The organism is Paraburkholderia polaris, assembly GCF_012927345.1.
In the GTDB taxonomy this organism is placed as follows: domain Bacteria; phylum Pseudomonadota; class Gammaproteobacteria; order Burkholderiales; family Burkholderiaceae; genus Paraburkholderia; species Paraburkholderia polaris.
Window position 1 is genome coordinate 61,690 of record NZ_JABBGJ010000022.1, and the last position, 15,465, is coordinate 77,154.

The following is a 15,465-nucleotide window of genomic DNA, read 5'->3' on the forward strand; positions in this document are numbered from 1 at the left end:
CGTGTCCGAGGCAGAGATTCTTGAGCGCATTCGCGCCATCTTCAAAGAGAACTTCGCGATCGAGCCGGAGCGCGTGACGCCCGACGCGCACCTCTTCGAAGACCTCGATCTCGACAGCATCGACGCCGTCGACCTTGCGATCAAACTGCAGGAAATGACCGGCCGCCGCATCAAGCCGGAAGAATTCAAGTCGGTGCGCACGGTCGGCGACGTGATCGGTGCGGTCGAATCCCTGCTGGCGGCACAAGGCTGATGCCATCCGTGCGCTCGCGAATGCAAGCGGCGGCGAGCCAGCGCGCCGAGGCATCGCCCGGCACTCAGCGCCACTGGGCCAAAACGGTGGTGCAGGTTCTACTGAAACTCGCGTACCCCGCGTTGATTCTGTGCGCCTGGCGCTGGGACACGCCGCGCTACGTCGGCTGCATGCTGTTTGCAATTCTGTGGCTGCAACGCTGGGCCGGTAGCGGTCCGGTCGCGACCTCGCTGCGCCGGCTCTCCACGATCGATTGGACCGTGGTCGGCTTGCTGAGCTGCGCCTCGGCGGCGATCGTCTTCACCAACAGCGAGCTGCTGTTGCGCCTCTACCCGTCGCTCGTCAATCTGGGTCTGTTGATCGCGTTCGGCGCGACGCTCGTGCGCGGGCCGTCGATAATCGAAAAATTCGCGCGGCTAGGCAATCCGAATCTGCCGCCGGGCGCCGTGCGTCATACGCGGCGCGTGACCCAGGTGTGGTGCGTATTCTTCGCGCTGAACGGCGCGTTCTCCGCTTATACGGCGCTGTACTGGAGCCGTGCAAGCTGGTCGCTCTATAACGGCGCGATCGCTTATGGGTTGATCGGCGTGCTGCTGGTGGCCGAGGTCATCTGGCGTTATCTGGTGGTGCTGCCGAGAGCCGCGCGTTCGGAGGCGGCATGATTGCGTTGCATGATCTGTTGTCGGCGGGCCAAGGAGCCTCCGTCGTGAATGCACCGGTATGCCGCGACGGCGGTGCGGTGCTCGACCGCGCTGCGTTTCGCGCGCGCGTCTCGGCTCTGGTCACGCTGATGCAAACGCAAGACGCGCAACGTTACGCGTTGTGCGTCGACGATCCGTTCGATTTCGCCTGCGCGCTGTTTGCGTTGTTCGCATGCGGCAAGGAGCCGGTGATTCCGGCCAATGCGACGCCGGGCTATCTCGCCGATCTCGCCGACGCGTACGACGCCGTGCTGACCGACGCCGACCTGCCACATGGTGTGCGAGACGCCGATACCGATGCCTACGCCGACGTCACACACGCGCCAGGCGTCGCACATACGATCGATCCGCAAGCCCCGTTGACGCTCTATACCTCCGGCAGCAGCGGCACCCCCAAGCCGATCCGCAAGACGCTCGCGCAATTCAATGCCGAAGTGCACACGCTCGAAAAGCAGTGGGGCGCTCTGGTCGGCGACGCGACGATGCTCGCGAGCGTGCCGCATCATCACATCTACGGTTTGCTGTTTCGCGTGTTGTGGCCGCTTGCAGCGGGCCGCGCGTTCGACCGCGCGATCAGCCTCGAGCCTGTGCATTTGCAAGCGCAGATCGAGCAATGCGGCGCGACGGTGGTCGTCTCGACGCCCGCGCAATTGTCGCGTTGGCCCGCCTTGCCCGGTTTCGCCGCCTTGACACCGGCGCCGCGCGCATTCTTTTCTTCAGGCGGCCCGCTCGCCCTGGAAGCCGCGCAGGAATACGCGACGGCCTACGGCGCTGCGCCGCTCGAAATTTACGGCAGTACGGAAACCGGCGGCATCGCGTGGCGTCGCCAGGACCAGACCGATGCCTGGCAACCGGTGACCGGTATCGAAGTACGCCGCGACGAAGACGGTGCGCTGAACGTTCGCTCGCCGCATCTCGATCACGCCGGCTGGCATCGTACGGACGACAAAATCGCGTTCGACGCTGACGGCCGCTTCCGCCTGCAAGGCCGGCTCGATCGCGTTCTCAAGCTGGACGGCAAGCGCGTGTCGCTGCCGGAGCTCGAAGCGCGACTCGCGCTGCATCCGTATGTTGCGCAAGCGGCGATCGTGCCGCTGGAAGGCGCTTCGCGCGAGCGCGTCGGCGCCGTGGTGGCGCTAACCGAAGCCGGCAGCGAGGCATTGCGCGCCGAAGGCCGTGTGCCGCTCGCGCAAACCCTGCGCCGGCATCTGGCTGCTTATTTCGATATGGTGGTGCTGCCGCGTCATTGGCGTTTTCGCCTCGCCTTGCCGTTCGACGCGCGGGGCAAACTGCCGGTGGCCGCGGTCGCGGCGGCGTTCGAGCCGCGCGCGGACGGTGTGGAAGTGCTCGCCGAAGCTCGCAGTGCCGACACGTTGCACTACGAATTGCGCGTGCCGCCGACGCTCGTGCATTTCGCCGGCCACTTCCCCGGTCTGCCGATTCTGCCGGGCGTCGTCCAGGTGCACTGGGCCATGCATCTGGCCGCGGAGCACGTGCCCGCCGTGCACGCGCTGGCATCGATCGACCGGCTCAAGTTCATGGCGCCGGTATCGCCTGGCGCGGTGCTGAATCTCACGCTCGCGCACGACGCAGCGCGTGGGCGCGTGCAGTTCACGTACCGGCTGAGCGGGCGTGAATGCGCATCCGGCGTGATCGTGTATCGGGAGCCTGCATGATGAGCATCGCTGCGTGCATCGTGATTCCGATTTACAACCACAAGGACGCGATCGGCGCGACCGTTGCCCACCTCGCGGTGCACGGCTTGCCGATCTTTGTTGTCGACGACGGCAGCGATGAGGCGACCCAGCAGGTGCTCGCCGCGCTCGCGCAACAGTACGCGGGCCAGCTCACGCTGCTGCGCTTGCCGGTCAATGGCGGCAAGGGCGCGGCCGTGATGGCGGGGCTGCGCGCCACGCGCGCTGCGGGTTACACGCATGCGCTGCAGATCGATGCCGACGGTCAGCACGACACGACCGATGTGCCGCGTTTCATCGAAGCCGCGCGAGCCGAACCGGGCGCGGTGATCCTCGGCCGCCCGGTCTACGACGAGAGCGTGCCGAAATCGCGCCTCTACGGCCGTTATCTGACGCACGTGTGGGTGTGGATCGAAACGCTCTCGCTGACGATTCGCGATTCGATGTGCGGCTTCCGCCTCTATCCGCTTGCGCTCGCCTGCGAGCTGATCGACAGCGTGCAACTGCCGACCCGCATGGACTTCGATATCGAAATTCTCGTGCGCCTCCACTGGCGGCGCGCGGCGTTCCGCTCGATTCCCACGCGCGTCACGTACGCCACCGACGGCGTCTCGCATTTCGACGTGCTGTGGGACAACGTGCGCATCAGCCGCAGCCATACGCGGCTCGTGTTCGGCATGCTGTGGCGTCTGCCGATGCTGCTCGCGCACAAAGTGATGCCACGCCGCGCCGCCATCGCAAGTGAGCAGGGCAAGCAGGCCAGGCGTGGCGAACAGGCCAGGCAAGCGGACCACGCCGACCAAGGCGGGCCGAGCAAACCGGGCACGCCTGCTGAGCAAAACGAACAGAGCCCGCAGGACTGGTGGCGGATCGCCGAACGCGGCAGCCATCTGGGCATGTCGTTGCTCGCGCTCAGTTGCAAGCTGTTCGGCCGCCGTTTCACCGCGCTCTGGTTGCATCCGATCGTCGCGTATTTTTTGCTGACGGGCCGCGCCGCGCGCGAGGCGTCGAGCAACTACTTCACGCATCTCGGTCAAGCCGCGCCGCAAGGCGACACACCACGCCCGGGTTGGCTGTCCGCCTATCGCCACATGCTGGCGTTCGCGCAATCGGGTTTCGACAAGCTCGCGGCATGGTCCGGCCGTGTCAACAACGCCGACGTCAAATTCGAAGATCCATCGGCATTCGAAGCACTGGTGGCGAGCGGCAAGGGTGCGCTCGTGATCGGCGCGCATCTCGGCAATCTGGAAATGACCCGCGCGCTCGCCGCGCAGGGCGCTTACGCGAAAGTCACCGCCGTGGTCTACACCGAACACGCGCGGCGCTTCAATAGCGTGCTGGCGTCGGCCAATAGCCAGTTCGCGCGGCATCTGCTCGAAGTCAGCGACTTCGGTCCCGAGACCGCCATGATGATGCAGGAGCGCGTCGATGCGGGCGAGCTGCTGGTGATCGTCGGCGACCGCGTGCCGGCACACGAAGCGGGCCGCACGACCGAAGCGCAATTTCTCGGCTCGACCGCCCCGTTCGCGCAAGGCCCCTACGTGCTCGCCCATGCGTTGGGCTGTCCCGTCTATCTGTTCTTCTGCCTGAAAGAGCATGACGGTTACCGTCTGTATTTCGAACCGTTTGCCGAGCGCATCGAATTGCCGCGCCGCGAACGCGCGCAGCATCTTGCCGCGTGGGCGCAGCGTTATGCGGCGCGCCTCGAACACTATTGCCGCAAGGCACCTTATCAATGGTTCAATTTCTTCGATTTCTGGGCCAGCCCCAAGCGAGGCACGCATGGCCGAACATGATCTGATCGAGGCGCCGAACGTCAGCGCAACTGAGAACGCCAGTGCAAACGCGGCGGCGGTGACGATCGGCGGTCGCAAGCTGACGATCGAAGAAGTCGTCGCGATCGCCCAGCATCGCGCGCCGGTTGCGTTGAGCGCCGATCCGGCGTGGCGCGCGCGCATCCAGCGCGGCGCGGATTTTCTGCGCCGGCATCTGGCCGCGGGCGCGACCGTGTACGGCGTCAACACCGGCTATGGCGACGCGTGCGTGGTCGACGTGCCGATGGAACTCGTCGAAGCGCTGCCATTGCAACTGACGCGTTACCACGGCTGCGGGATGGGCCAGTATCTCGACGACGGGCAAACGCTCGCGGTGATCGCGGCGCGGCTGAACTCGCTGGCCTACGGTTTTTCCGGTGTGCGCCCCGTGTTGCTCGAGCGCCTCGCCGATCTGATCAATCATCGCGTGTTGCCGCGCATTCCGTCGGAAGGCTCGGTCGGTGCAAGCGGCGATCTGACGCCGCTTTCGTATGTGGCCGCCGCGCTTGCCGGCGAACGCGATGTGATGTTCGAAGGGACCCTGCGCAATGTGCGCGAGGTCTGGACCGAACTCGGTCATACGCCATTGACGCTCGCGCCGAAAGAGGGCCTCGCGCTGATGAACGGCACCGCGGTGATGACGGGACTCGCCTGTCTCGCGTTCGCGCGTGCCGATCATCTGACGCGCCTCACCGCACGTCTCACGGCGCTCTCCACCGTCGCACTCGACGGCCGCGCCGCGCACTTCGACGCGATGCTGTTCGAAGTGAAGCCGCACGCAGGCCAGGCCGAAGCCGCAGCATGGATTCGCGACGATCTGACCGGGCGCGACGATACGCCGGGACATCGTCTGCAAGACCGCTATTCGATTCGCTGTGCGCCGCATGTGATCGGCGTCGCGCGCGATGCGCTGTCGTGGGTGCGCCGTGACGTCGAGAACGAACTGAACAGCGCGAACGACAACCCGTTGATCGATCCCGACAACGAGCGCGTGCTGCACGGCGGCAACTTTTACGGCGGCCATATTGCGTTCGCAATGGACTCGCTGAAGGTCGCGGTCGCCAATCTCGCCGATCTGATGGACCGGCAGCTCGCACTGCTGGTCGACGTTAATTTCAACAACGGCTTGCCGCGCAACCTGTCAGGCGCGGCTCCCGCGCGCGCGGCGATCAATCACGGTTTCAAGGCCGTGCAGATTTCGTCGTCCGCATGGACGGCTGAGGCGTTGAAGAACACGATGCCCGCGAGCGTTTTCTCGCGTTCGACCGAGGCGCACAATCAGGACAAAGTCAGCATGGGCACGATCGCCGCGCGCGACTGTTTGCGCGTGCTGGAGTTGACCGAGCAGGTCGCCGCTGCGCATACGCTCGCGACAGTGCAGGCCGCACGTTTGCGTTTGAAGATCGACAGCGCCACGCCGGTACCCGCGCCGCTGCAAGCCTTCATCGACAGCGTGACGGCGCAGTCGCCGTTCGTCGACGAAGACCGCGCGCTGGAAAGCGACCTGCGCGCACTAACCGCGCGCATTGCGGCGTGCGATTTGCTGAACGACTATCGCGGAGGCGCGCACGCATGACCGGCTCCCCTAAAGTGCTGACAGCCAGCGCGATGGTCGAAGTGCCGTTTCACGACGTCGACGCGATGAACGTGTGCTGGCATGGCCACTATCTGAAGTACTTTGAGATCGGCCGCGCGGCGCTCTTACGCACCTTCGACTACGACTACCGCGAGATGCAGGCCTCAGGTTACCTGTGGCCGATCGTCGAGGCGCATCTGAAGTATGTGCGCCCGGCCACCTACGGCCAGGCGATCGAAGTGCGCACGCAACTGCTCGAACACGAAAACCGCCTGAAAATAGGCTATGAAATTGTCGATTGCGCGTCCGGTACGCGGCTGACGAAGGGCTACACGATCCAGGTCGCGGTCGATGCCGCGACGCAGGAATTGCAGTTCGTGTCACCACCGGTCGTATTCGAAAAGCTGGAGCGCGTATGGGGACGATGAATTTGCGCGGCGCGGCAGCGGGCGGGTTGCTCGCGCTGGGCACGCTAAGCGTATTGAGCGTATCGATATCAAGCCTGGGAGCATGGCCGACGGTGGCGTGCGCAGCCGAAACCACGCAGTCCGCCGGCAACCCGGCCCTGGTCGCGCAAATTGCCTCGCATCTCGCCCAAGCCAAGGGCGTCCGCGCGCAATTCACGCAAACGCAAACGCTCGCCGCGATGAAGCAGCCGCTCGTCAGCACAGGCTCGCTGCTGTTCTTCCGTGATCGTGGCGTGATCTGGCAGATCGACACGCCGTACAAAGCCACCTACGTGATCACCGACGCGGGCGTTACCGAAGTCAACGCCAACGGCCAGCGCGTCACGGCTCACAGTCCGCAGGGCACGCGCGGCGTCGCGCAGGTGTCAAAGATGATGCGCGCGATGCTCGGCGGCGATCTGTCGGCGCTTTATTCGCAATTCGACGTAGAGGCCGAAGGCAGCGCCGCGCAGTGGCGCATGCAACTCACGCCGAACCAGCCGCAGATCGCCCAGTCGATCAAAGGCTTGCAGATGAACGGCGGCGACTATCTCCAAAGCTTGCGCATCACGCTTGCGAACGGCGACATCACCAAGCTCGACTTTGCGAAAAGCGCAGCGGTGACCGAACCGACGCCGGCTGAGCGCAGCTTGCTCGGAGCGCCGTAATGCAGGTGCTGCAACAGCGGTCCGCGAAACAGGCGTGGGGCATGCGCGCCGCGTGGCTGCTGCTCGCGCTCGCCGCGGCGCTGTATTGCGGCTGGCGTTTCGCGGGACCGTCGCCGCTGCAGACCAATCTGCTCGCGTTGCTGCCTGCCACCGAAGCGGATCCGGTCGCCGAAAAGGCGGTCGATACGCTGGCGGCCGCGCTTGGCGATCGCACCGTTTTTCTGGTCACCAGCAACGATGACGCGCACGCGAAAGCGGCAGCGAAGCAACTCGGCGCGTCATTGCAGAAGAGCGGGGCGTTCGGCTCGGTGACGGCGGAATTACCGCCGTTCGATCTGTCGCAAATCGCTGCGTTGTACATGCCGTATCGTTTCGGTTTGCTGACGCCCGCTGATCGCGCGACGCTCGCGCAGAGCAATGCTTCAAGCCCCGCATCGCCCGACACCCCGCAGGAAGTCTCCCGCCCCGCAGGAAGTCCCCTTGGGGGATTGGGAGAGACGCTCGCGCAGCGCATCTACAGCCCATTACGCGGCGGCCTGACCACGCCGCTCGCTGACGATCCGTTTGGCTGGCTCGAACACTGGCTCGGCGGTTTGCCGCTCGCTACGTCGAATCTCGAACTCGAAGACAACATGCTGGTGTCGCATCGCGGCGCCGCTACGAGTGTGCTGATCGTCGCTACGCTGCCGGGCTCGGCCTACGAATCGAGGACCCAGCACGCCGTGCTCGCCGCGCTCGCACAAGCTGAAAGCGTCTTGAAGCAGGCGTTCCCCGACGTCTCGGTGGCGAGAACCGGCGCGGTGTTTTACGCGGAATCGGCACGCAGCGCATCGGAACACGAGGTGCACCTGATCGGCGTCGCGTCGCTGTGCGGGATTGCCTTGTTGATGATGTGGGTGTTCCGCTCGCCGCGTCTGTTGCTGCTCGGTTTCGTTTCGACGGCGCTCGGCATTGTCTGCGCGCTCGCGGTGACGATGCTGGTGTTCGGCCAATTGCATCTGTTGACGCTGGTGTTCGGCGCGAGCCTGATCGGCGAAGCGGTCGATTATTCGATCCAGTATTTCGTGGTCTATCTCGGCGCGGAGCGTGATTGGGATTCGCGCCGCGGTGCGCGTGCGGTACGTCCGGCCTTGACGGTGGCACTTGCCACCAGTCTGCTCGGCTACGCGATCCTCACGTGGGTGCCGTTCCCCGCGCTCAAGCAGATCGCGTGCTTCGCGATTGCGGGTATTACGACGGCGTTTGCCTCCGTGCTGTGGTTGTTGCCCGCGCTGCTCACACGCCCGCCGAAGCGCAGCCCGCAGCGCGTGTTCGCCGGCGCGGCGCGTGTGCTGACGGTCTGGCATCGCACGATTGGCGGCAAGCGCGCATGGTTCGTCGCGGCGCTGTTGCTGATCGTGGCGATTCCCGGCTGGCTGCGTCTGACGAGCGACGACGATATCCATTTGCTGATCCAGCGTGATCCTTCGCTGGTCGCGCAGGAAGACAAGGTGCGAGCGGCGGTTGGCGTCGACAACAGCGCGCAGTTTTTTGTGGTGCGCGGCGAGACCCCGGAGATCGTGCTGCAACGCGCCGAAGTGCTAGGCGCGAGGCTCGACGGATTGAACGGCACGCCGAACAAGGTCGGCAGCTATCAGTCAGTCGCGCAATTCGTGCCGTCCGCGAAACAGCAAAACGAAGACCGTGCATTGCTCGCGCAGCACGTATTCAACGATCCCGCGGCATTGCGTGCGACGCTGCTGCGGGCGGGTTTTAAAGACGAAGTCGCCGATGCCTGGCTCGCCGCGTTTGCGAAACCGCAGCCGCCGCTCACTGTCGACACGTGGCTTGCCACGCCGTGGTCGCAGCCGTACAAACATCTGTGGCTGGGCGAAGTCGATTCGACTACCAAAGCGTATGCGGCCGTTGTGATTCCACAAGGCGTGACGTCACAGAACGAACCCGCGCTGATCGCCACCGCGCAGGCGGTGCCCGGCGTCGTATTCGTCGACAAGGCGGCGAGCGTGTCGAAGCTGTTCGGCGCGTATCGTGTGGATAGCGGCTGGTGGCTCGCGGGCGCGCTGGCGCTCGTGCTTGTCTTGCTGATGCTGCGCTACAGCCTGAGCGGCGGCATCGCTGTGACGCTGCCGGTGTTGCTCGCGGTCGGTGTCACGCTCGCTGTGTTCGGCTACGTCCATGTGCCGCTCAATCTTTTCAACTGGCTTGCGCTAATGCTGGTGCTCGGCGTCGGCGCAAACTACGCGGTGTTTCTGCGCGAAGGCTGCTTGCGCACGGACGCCGATCTCGGCGCGGTGTGGACCGGCGTGCTGCTCTCAGCGGCCACCACGCTGCTGTCGTTCGGCATGCTCGGCATGAGCGCGATGCCTGCGCTGAAGAGTTTCGGCGCTACGCTCGCGCTCGGCATTGCCGTATCGGTGCTGCTCGCGCCGATCGGCATGCCATCGGAATCAAGGAGGGCCGCATGAAGGCGCCATCAGTTTATTTGCACGCGCTCGGCATGATCAATGCGCTCGGCGGCGACCTCGATGCAATCGTCCCGGCGCTTGCCGCCGGTCACGCACCCGGTATGGCGAACGCACATACGGGCATTGGCGAAGCGTTTGTCGGCAGCGTGCTCGCGCCGCTCGATCTGGCGCCGCCGGCCGCGCTCGCACGTTACGACTGCCGTAATAACCGCTTGTTGCTGGCCGCGCTGACGCAGATCGCGCCTGCGGTCGAAGCGGCGCGTGAGCGTTACGGCGCGCATCGGATCGGCGTGGTGCTCGGCACCAGCACCTCGGGTATCGAAGCGGCCGAAGCCGCGTTCGTGTATCAGGCGCAAGCGGGCGACCTGCCCGCCAACTTCAACTACCGGCAGATGGAGATCGGCACCGCTGCGCCGTTTGCCGCCGCCGCGCTCGGGGTGCAGGGCCCGGCCTTCACGATCTCGACCGCTTGCACCTCGAGCGCGAAGGCTTTCGCGTCGGCGCGCCGGCTGCTGCAATTACGACTGTGCGATGCGGTAGTGGTGGGTGGCGTCGATTCGCTGTGCGAGTTGACGGTGCAGGGTTTCGCATCGCTCGAATCGACCAGCGGCGTGCGTACCAATCCGATGAGCCGCAATCGCTGCGGGATCAACGTCGGCGAAGGCGCCGCCGTGTTCCTGATGAGCCGCGACGAAGCGGAAGTACGACTCGCGGGCGTCGGCGAATCGAGCGACGCGCATCACATTTCTTCACCGGACCCACAAGGTGTGGGCGGCGAGCTCGCATTGCACGCGGCGCTGGCCGATGCGGGCGTCGCATCGTCGGCGATCGGCTATGTGAATCTGCATGCCACCGCCACGCGCAAGAACGACGACATGGAAGCGAAGCTGATGGCGCGTGTGTTTCCCAACGGCGTGGCGACGAGCGGCACCAAGCCGCTGACCGGTCACCAACTCGGCGCGGCGGGCGTAACCGAACTCGCCTTCGCGTGGCTGACGCTGGCGCACGCGAATGGGTCGCAACCTGTGCCGCTGCCCCTTCATCTGTGGGACGGTGATGCCGATCCCGCGCTGCCGGTGCTGGATCTGATCGAAACAGAACGCTTTCTGCCGCGCGGCGCTGGGCCACAGTACGTGATGAGCAATTCGTTTGCGTTCGGCGGCAGCAATGTCAGCCTGATCCTTGGACGGTGACGCGCGCGATGACCCAAACGCTCTCCACCCAGGAACTCGTCCTGCAACCGATCGAAGCGATCATCCCGCATCGCGGCACGATGCTGCTGATCGATGCCGTGAACACCTTCAGCGAAGAGGCGCTGAGCGCGCGAGCAACCGTACACGCCGACGCCTGGTATGCCGACGCCGACGGCGCGATGCCCGCATGGATCGGCATCGAGTTGATGGCGCAGACCATCGCGGCGCACGTCGCGCTGCTCGCCATGCGCGGCGGCGGCAGGGCGCGTCCCGGCGTGCTGCTCGGTTCGCGCAGCTATAAAGCTTTGCAAGCGTCGTTCGCGAGCGGCGCCCAGTTGCTGATCCACGCAGCAGAATTACTGCGTAGCGAAGAAGGCCATGGCGCCTACGAATGCACGATCCATCACGGCGACGTGTGTTGCGCCGAGGCGGTCATCAAGGTCTTTCAGCCGCGTGATTTTCAGTCATTCATCGAAGGGAGCTTCAGTTCATGAGCCGGCGTGTACTCGTTACCGGCGCAAGCCGCGGCATCGGCCGTGCGATTGCGTATAAATTGGCCGCGGACGGCTTTGCGGTGTCCGTGCATTGCCGCACGGGGCGCACCGAAGCCGAAGCAGTCGCAACGGGCATCGCCGCGCAAGGCGGCACGGCGCGCGTGCTGCAATTCGACGTGCGTGAGCGCGCTGTGTGCCGCGAAGTGCTCGAAGCGGACGTCGCGGCGAACGGCCCGTACTACGGCATCGTGTGCAGCGCGGGCGTGACCCGCGACGCCGCGTTCCCCGCGCTCACCGAAGAAGACTGGGACATCGTGATCGAAACCGGTCTCGATTCGTTCTACAACGTCGTCCATCCGTTGACCATGCCGATGGTGCGCGCGAAGAAGGGCGGGCGCATCGTCACGATCGCGTCGGTCTCAGGTGTGATGGGCAATCGCGGCCAGGTCAACTACAGCGCGGCGAAGGCCGGCCTGATCGGCGCGAGCAAGGCGCTCGCCGTCGAACTGGCGACGCGCAACATCACCGTCAATTGCGTGGCGCCGGGCTTGATCGAAACCGGCATGCTCGACGAGATGCCGCTCGAGCACGCATTGAAGACGGTGCCGATGAACCGCGTCGGCCAGCCTGCCGAAGTGGCGTCCGTGGTCAGCTTCCTGATGTCGGATGCGGCCTCGTACGTCACGCGTCAGGTGATCGGCGTCAATGGTGGGATGGTGTGATGAAACGCGTCGTCATTACCGGCATGGGGGGCGTCACGGCGTTCGGTGACGCCTGGGACGAGATCGAAGCGCGCCTGAAGAGCGGCGTGAACGCGGTGCGTCGGATGCCCGAGTGGGATTACTTCGAGTCGCTGCATACGCGGCTCGCGTGTCCGTTGCCGGGGTTCACGATGCCCGCGCATTATCCGCGCAAGAAAACCCGCTCGATGGGGCCGGTGTCGATGTATTCGGTGCGCGCGAGCGAACTGGCGCTCGCCGACGCGGGACTCGCCGATGACGTGCTCATCAAGGACGGCCGCATGGGCGTCGCCTACGGTTCGTCGTCGGGCTCGGTGCAGCCGATTCGCGCGTTCGGCACGATGCTCGAAACCGGCTCGATGAGCGACGTCACGTCGAACAGCTACGTGCAGATGATGCCGCACACCACGGCGGTCAACGTCAGCCTGTTCTGGGATCTGAAAGGGCGCATCATCCCGACCTCGTGCGCGTGCGCGTCGGGCAGTCAGGCGATCGGCTACGCGTATGAAGCCATCCAGACCGGCAAGCAGACGCTGATGCTGGCGGGCGGCGCGGAAGAAATGTCGGGCCCGGCGGTCGCCGTGTTCGACACGTTGTATGCGACCAGCACACGCAACGACGAGCCGCATCTCACGCCGCGTCCATTCGATGCCGCACGCGACGGCCTCGTGGTCGGCGAGGGCGCGGCGACGCTGGTGCTCGAAGAATATGAACATGCGGTGGCGCGCGGCGCGCGGATTCATGCGGAGATCGTCGGCTTCGGCTGCAATTCGGACGGCGCGCACATGACCCAGCCGACCGCCGAAACCATGGCGATTGCGATGCAGCTCGCACTCAAGGACGCGCAACTGCCGCCTGAAGCGATCGCCTATGTGAATGCGCACGGCACGTCGACGGACCGTGGCGACATCGCCGAAAGCCATGCGACCGCGCAGACCTTCGGCGCACGCATGCCGATCAGTTCGCTCAAGAGCTATGTCGGCCATACGCTCGGCGCGTGCGGTGCGCTGGAAGCGTGGTGGACCATCGAGATGATGAAGCGCAACTGGTATGCACCGACCTTGAATCTGGAGAACGTCGATCCGGCCTGCGCGCCGCTCGATTACATCGTCGGCGCCGGCCGTGAGATCGACGCCGAACATGTGATGAGCAACAACTTCGCGTTCGGCGGCATCAACACGTCGCTGATTTTCAGGCGCGTTCGATGAGCGTGGCGCTGCAACGCGTGGTCGTTACCGGCATGGGAATCGTGTCGTGCCTCGGCAATACGCTCGACGAAGTGTCCGCCGCGCTGCGCGCGGGCCGCTCGCGCATCGAGCGCATCGACGCGTGGCGTGAGCGCGGTTTCGGCTCGCAGGTGGCGGGCGTCGCATCGGTCGCGCAGGAGCCGCCGTTCGAGCGCAAGCTCGAGCGCTTCATGGGCGACACTGCGCGCTTTGCGTGCCACGCCGCGAAGAAAGCGATCGACGATGCCGGTCTCGCTCCGGCCGCGTTGCGCTCGCCGCGCGCCGGTACGGTGATCGGCTCGGGCGTCGGCACGATGTCGAGTTACGACGTGGCGATGTCGATTGCGAATGCCCGCGGCGTCGACAAAGCGCCGCCGTACACGGTTCCGCATGCGATGAGCAGCACCGCGTCGGCCAATGTCGCGCAAGTGTTCGGACTCGAGGGCGTGAGCTATTCGCCCTCGTCGGCGTGCACGACGTCGTCGCTCGCCATCGGCCAGGCGATGCAGCTGATCCAGACCGGCCGTCAGCAGATCGTGCTGGCCGGCGGGAGCGAGTCGCTGCACGACAACATGACGCTGATGTTCGACTCGATGGGGGCGCTGTCGCGCGGCTTCAACGACACGCCGCAACACGCTTCGCGTCCTTACGATACGGCGCGCGACGGCTTCGTGATCGCGTCGGGCGGCGGCGTGCTGGTGCTGGAATCGCTCGATCACGCGTTGGCGCGCGGCGCCCGTATTTACGCCGAGCTGACCGGCTTCGGCGACTGCACCGACGCCGCGGGTATGGTCACGCCGCGTGCGGCCGGCATCGCGCGAGCGATGCGCGGCGCGCTCGGCGAAGCGGGCAAGCGTCCGGACTACATCAACACACACGCACCGTCGACGCCGCTTGGCGATGCCGAAGAACTGCGCGCATTAATTGACGTATTTGGCGACGGATTCGGCGACGGGTTCGGCGGCGAAGTACCCGCATTCTCGTCGACCAAGGGCATGACCGGACATCCGCTCGGCGCATGCGGCGCACACGAAGCGATCTACACGTTGCTGATGATGCGCGACGGTTTTATCGCGGGGACGGCAGGTATCGAGACGCCGGAGCCGGCCGTCGAGGGCATGCCGCTCGTGCGGACGACACGTGAGGCGCGCATCGGCACGGCGATGTCGATTTCATTCGGGTTTGGCGGCAGTTGCGCAAGCTTGATGTTTGAAGTGTGGCAGGGCGGTTGAACCGGCCGTCATTTAAAAAACGAGGGCAATAAAAATGAAAAAACGCTTTGTACTGGGCGCGCTGGCAGTGGTGGTGCTGACGCAGGCGGGATGTGCCACGGACGTGAAATCGGTGCCGCTCGCGGCGGCTGGCGGTCAGTCGCGTGGCGGCGTGCCGGTGTATTTCGGCGAGCAGAGCCACCCGGCGGTGACGGCCAAATTGGGCGATGTGTCCTATTCAGTGCGGATCGCGCGCAAGGTGTCGAGCCCGGACGACGCATGCCATGAAGCGCTTGCCGAAGCCGTGCAGAAGCTGCGCGCGGCAGCTCACGAACGCAACGCAAATGCCGTGATCGACGTGTCGACGCGCTTCCATAGCACCAGGACCAACTCGACGACCGATTTCACCTGTGGCGTGAGCCCCAGCGCGGCAGCGGTTGCCGTGAGCGGCCAGCTCGTCGTGCTGGAAGCGAACTAACTCGAATCGAATCTGGAACTCATTAAAGCAACAACAATCACCAAGGAGTCTCAATGAAACGCAATCTGCTGTTTGCCGCACTGTTCGCTTCGCTCGCCACGCTGAGCGCCACGCAGGCTTTTGCCCGCGACACGGTCGCCAACTATCCCGTCGCGCCGGCGCTGCAAAGCGAACCGGGCAAGGTCGGTGACGACGTCGCGCTGTATTTCGCGGGCCAGCCGCATCCGGCCGTGGTGAAAACGATGGGCGAATTCGCGACCAACAAGAAGACCAACGCCTTCGGCAAGAGCGACCTGGAAGCGTGCCAGCACGTGTTCCTCTCGGCCGTGATCGAGTTGCAGGAGCGCGCGCGCAAGGAAGGCGGCAACGCGGTGATCAACATCAAGAGCAACTACAAGAACGAAGTGCGTGAGAGCGCGACGGAGTTCACGTGTGGTGCGGGTGCGGTGATTGCGGGTGTGGCACTGAAAGGCGATGTGGTGACGCTGCGCAAGTAAGCACGCAAT

General features: G+C 65.1%; 15 protein-coding genes. All 15 read left to right on the top strand.

Annotated features, from left to right (window positions below; genetic code table 11):
* Position 1: 1 nt before the first annotated feature.
* The 15 genes from HHL24_RS20960 to HHL24_RS21030 are packed head-to-tail and all read left to right on the top strand — an operon-like array spanning position 2 to position 15,456.
* Positions 2–253 carry an acyl carrier protein gene (locus HHL24_RS20960; protein ID WP_020069032.1) on the top strand — a complete coding sequence of 84 codons (252 nt, stop codon included), beginning with the start codon at positions 2–4 and terminating at the stop codon, positions 251–253.
* Positions 253–915, top strand: a complete 663-nt coding sequence (locus HHL24_RS20965; protein WP_169487324.1) for a COG4648 family protein — start codon at positions 253–255, stop codon at positions 913–915. The genes HHL24_RS20960 and HHL24_RS20965 overlap by 1 nt, the downstream gene beginning before the upstream one ends.
* Complete coding sequence (locus HHL24_RS20970) at positions 912–2,630, top strand: AMP-binding protein (RefSeq protein WP_169487325.1); 1,719 nt, start codon at positions 912–914, stop codon at positions 2,628–2,630. Before HHL24_RS20965 ends, HHL24_RS20970 begins: the two co-directional genes overlap by 4 nt.
* Positions 2,630–4,444, top strand: a complete 1,815-nt coding sequence (locus HHL24_RS20975) for a glycosyltransferase family 2 protein (RefSeq protein WP_169487397.1) — start codon at positions 2,630–2,632, stop codon at positions 4,442–4,444. The genes HHL24_RS20970 and HHL24_RS20975 overlap by 1 nt, the downstream gene beginning before the upstream one ends.
* Entirely contained in the window at positions 4,431–6,038 is a 1,608-nt protein-coding gene (locus HHL24_RS20980) for an HAL/PAL/TAL family ammonia-lyase (protein WP_169487326.1), read from the top strand. The genes HHL24_RS20975 and HHL24_RS20980 overlap by 14 nt, the downstream gene beginning before the upstream one ends.
* Entirely contained in the window at positions 6,035–6,466 is a 432-nt protein-coding gene (locus HHL24_RS20985) for an acyl-CoA thioesterase (protein WP_169487327.1), read from the top strand. Before HHL24_RS20980 ends, HHL24_RS20985 begins: the two co-directional genes overlap by 4 nt.
* Entirely contained in the window at positions 6,454–7,152 is a 699-nt protein-coding gene (locus HHL24_RS20990) for a LolA family protein (protein WP_169487328.1), read from the top strand. Before HHL24_RS20985 ends, HHL24_RS20990 begins: the two co-directional genes overlap by 13 nt.
* Positions 7,152–9,617 carry an MMPL family transporter gene (locus tag HHL24_RS20995; protein WP_169487329.1) on the top strand — a complete coding sequence of 822 codons (2,466 nt, stop codon included), beginning with the start codon at positions 7,152–7,154 and terminating at the stop codon, positions 9,615–9,617. The genes HHL24_RS20990 and HHL24_RS20995 overlap by 1 nt, the downstream gene beginning before the upstream one ends.
* Positions 9,614–10,810, top strand: coding sequence for a beta-ketoacyl-[acyl-carrier-protein] synthase family protein (locus tag HHL24_RS21000; RefSeq protein ID WP_169487330.1), 1,197 nt, complete (start codon positions 9,614–9,616; stop codon positions 10,808–10,810). Before HHL24_RS20995 ends, HHL24_RS21000 begins: the two co-directional genes overlap by 4 nt.
* An 8-nt stretch (positions 10,811–10,818) precedes the next feature.
* Positions 10,819–11,304: a hotdog family protein gene (locus HHL24_RS21005; protein WP_169487331.1), complete on the top strand. Its 486-nt coding sequence runs from the start codon at positions 10,819–10,821 to the stop codon at positions 11,302–11,304.
* Positions 11,301–12,026: a 3-ketoacyl-ACP reductase FabG2 gene (locus HHL24_RS21010; RefSeq protein ID WP_169487332.1), complete on the top strand. Its 726-nt coding sequence runs from the start codon at positions 11,301–11,303 to the stop codon at positions 12,024–12,026. Before HHL24_RS21005 ends, HHL24_RS21010 begins: the two co-directional genes overlap by 4 nt.
* The gene (locus HHL24_RS21015; protein WP_169487333.1) at positions 12,026–13,252 is read left to right on the top strand and encodes a beta-ketoacyl-ACP synthase; all 1,227 of its coding nucleotides are present in this window, start codon (positions 12,026–12,028) and stop codon (positions 13,250–13,252) included. The genes HHL24_RS21010 and HHL24_RS21015 overlap by 1 nt, the downstream gene beginning before the upstream one ends.
* A complete protein-coding gene (locus HHL24_RS21020; RefSeq protein ID WP_169487334.1) occupies positions 13,249–14,502 on the top strand; it encodes a beta-ketoacyl-[acyl-carrier-protein] synthase family protein in 1,254 nt (417 codons plus the stop codon). Before HHL24_RS21015 ends, HHL24_RS21020 begins: the two co-directional genes overlap by 4 nt.
* 34 nt (positions 14,503–14,536) lie before the next feature.
* Positions 14,537–14,959 carry a signal peptidase gene (locus tag HHL24_RS21025; protein ID WP_169487335.1) on the top strand — a complete coding sequence of 141 codons (423 nt, stop codon included), beginning with the start codon at positions 14,537–14,539 and terminating at the stop codon, positions 14,957–14,959.
* Between the two features lie 53 nt (positions 14,960–15,012).
* Entirely contained in the window at positions 15,013–15,456 is a 444-nt protein-coding gene (locus HHL24_RS21030; RefSeq protein WP_169487336.1) for an excinuclease ABC subunit A, read from the top strand.
* The last annotated feature ends 9 nt before the right edge of the window (positions 15,457–15,465 follow it).

Coding starts and splice junctions, on each gene's coding strand:
- HHL24_RS21025 (WP_169487335.1), top strand. CDS start 14,537: ATGAAAAAACGCTTTGTACTGGGCGCGCTGGCAGTGGTGGTGCTGACG.
- HHL24_RS20985 (WP_169487327.1), top strand. CDS start 6,035: ATGACCGGCTCCCCTAAAGTGCTGACAGCCAGCGCGATGGTCGAAGTG.
- HHL24_RS21005 (WP_169487331.1), top strand. CDS start 10,819: ATGACCCAAACGCTCTCCACCCAGGAACTCGTCCTGCAACCGATCGAA.
- HHL24_RS21030 (WP_169487336.1), top strand. CDS start 15,013: ATGAAACGCAATCTGCTGTTTGCCGCACTGTTCGCTTCGCTCGCCACG.
- HHL24_RS20970 (WP_169487325.1), top strand. CDS start 912: ATGATTGCGTTGCATGATCTGTTGTCGGCGGGCCAAGGAGCCTCCGTC.
- HHL24_RS21000 (WP_169487330.1), top strand. CDS start 9,614: ATGAAGGCGCCATCAGTTTATTTGCACGCGCTCGGCATGATCAATGCG.
- HHL24_RS20975 (WP_169487397.1), top strand. CDS start 2,630: ATGAGCATCGCTGCGTGCATCGTGATTCCGATTTACAACCACAAGGAC.
- HHL24_RS20995 (WP_169487329.1), top strand. CDS start 7,152: ATGCAGGTGCTGCAACAGCGGTCCGCGAAACAGGCGTGGGGCATGCGC.
- HHL24_RS20965 (WP_169487324.1), top strand. CDS start 253: ATGCCATCCGTGCGCTCGCGAATGCAAGCGGCGGCGAGCCAGCGCGCC.
- HHL24_RS21015 (WP_169487333.1), top strand. CDS start 12,026: ATGAAACGCGTCGTCATTACCGGCATGGGGGGCGTCACGGCGTTCGGT.
- HHL24_RS21020 (WP_169487334.1), top strand. CDS start 13,249: ATGAGCGTGGCGCTGCAACGCGTGGTCGTTACCGGCATGGGAATCGTG.
- HHL24_RS21010 (WP_169487332.1), top strand. CDS start 11,301: ATGAGCCGGCGTGTACTCGTTACCGGCGCAAGCCGCGGCATCGGCCGT.
- HHL24_RS20990 (WP_169487328.1), top strand. CDS start 6,454: ATGGGGACGATGAATTTGCGCGGCGCGGCAGCGGGCGGGTTGCTCGCG.
- HHL24_RS20980 (WP_169487326.1), top strand. CDS start 4,431: ATGGCCGAACATGATCTGATCGAGGCGCCGAACGTCAGCGCAACTGAG.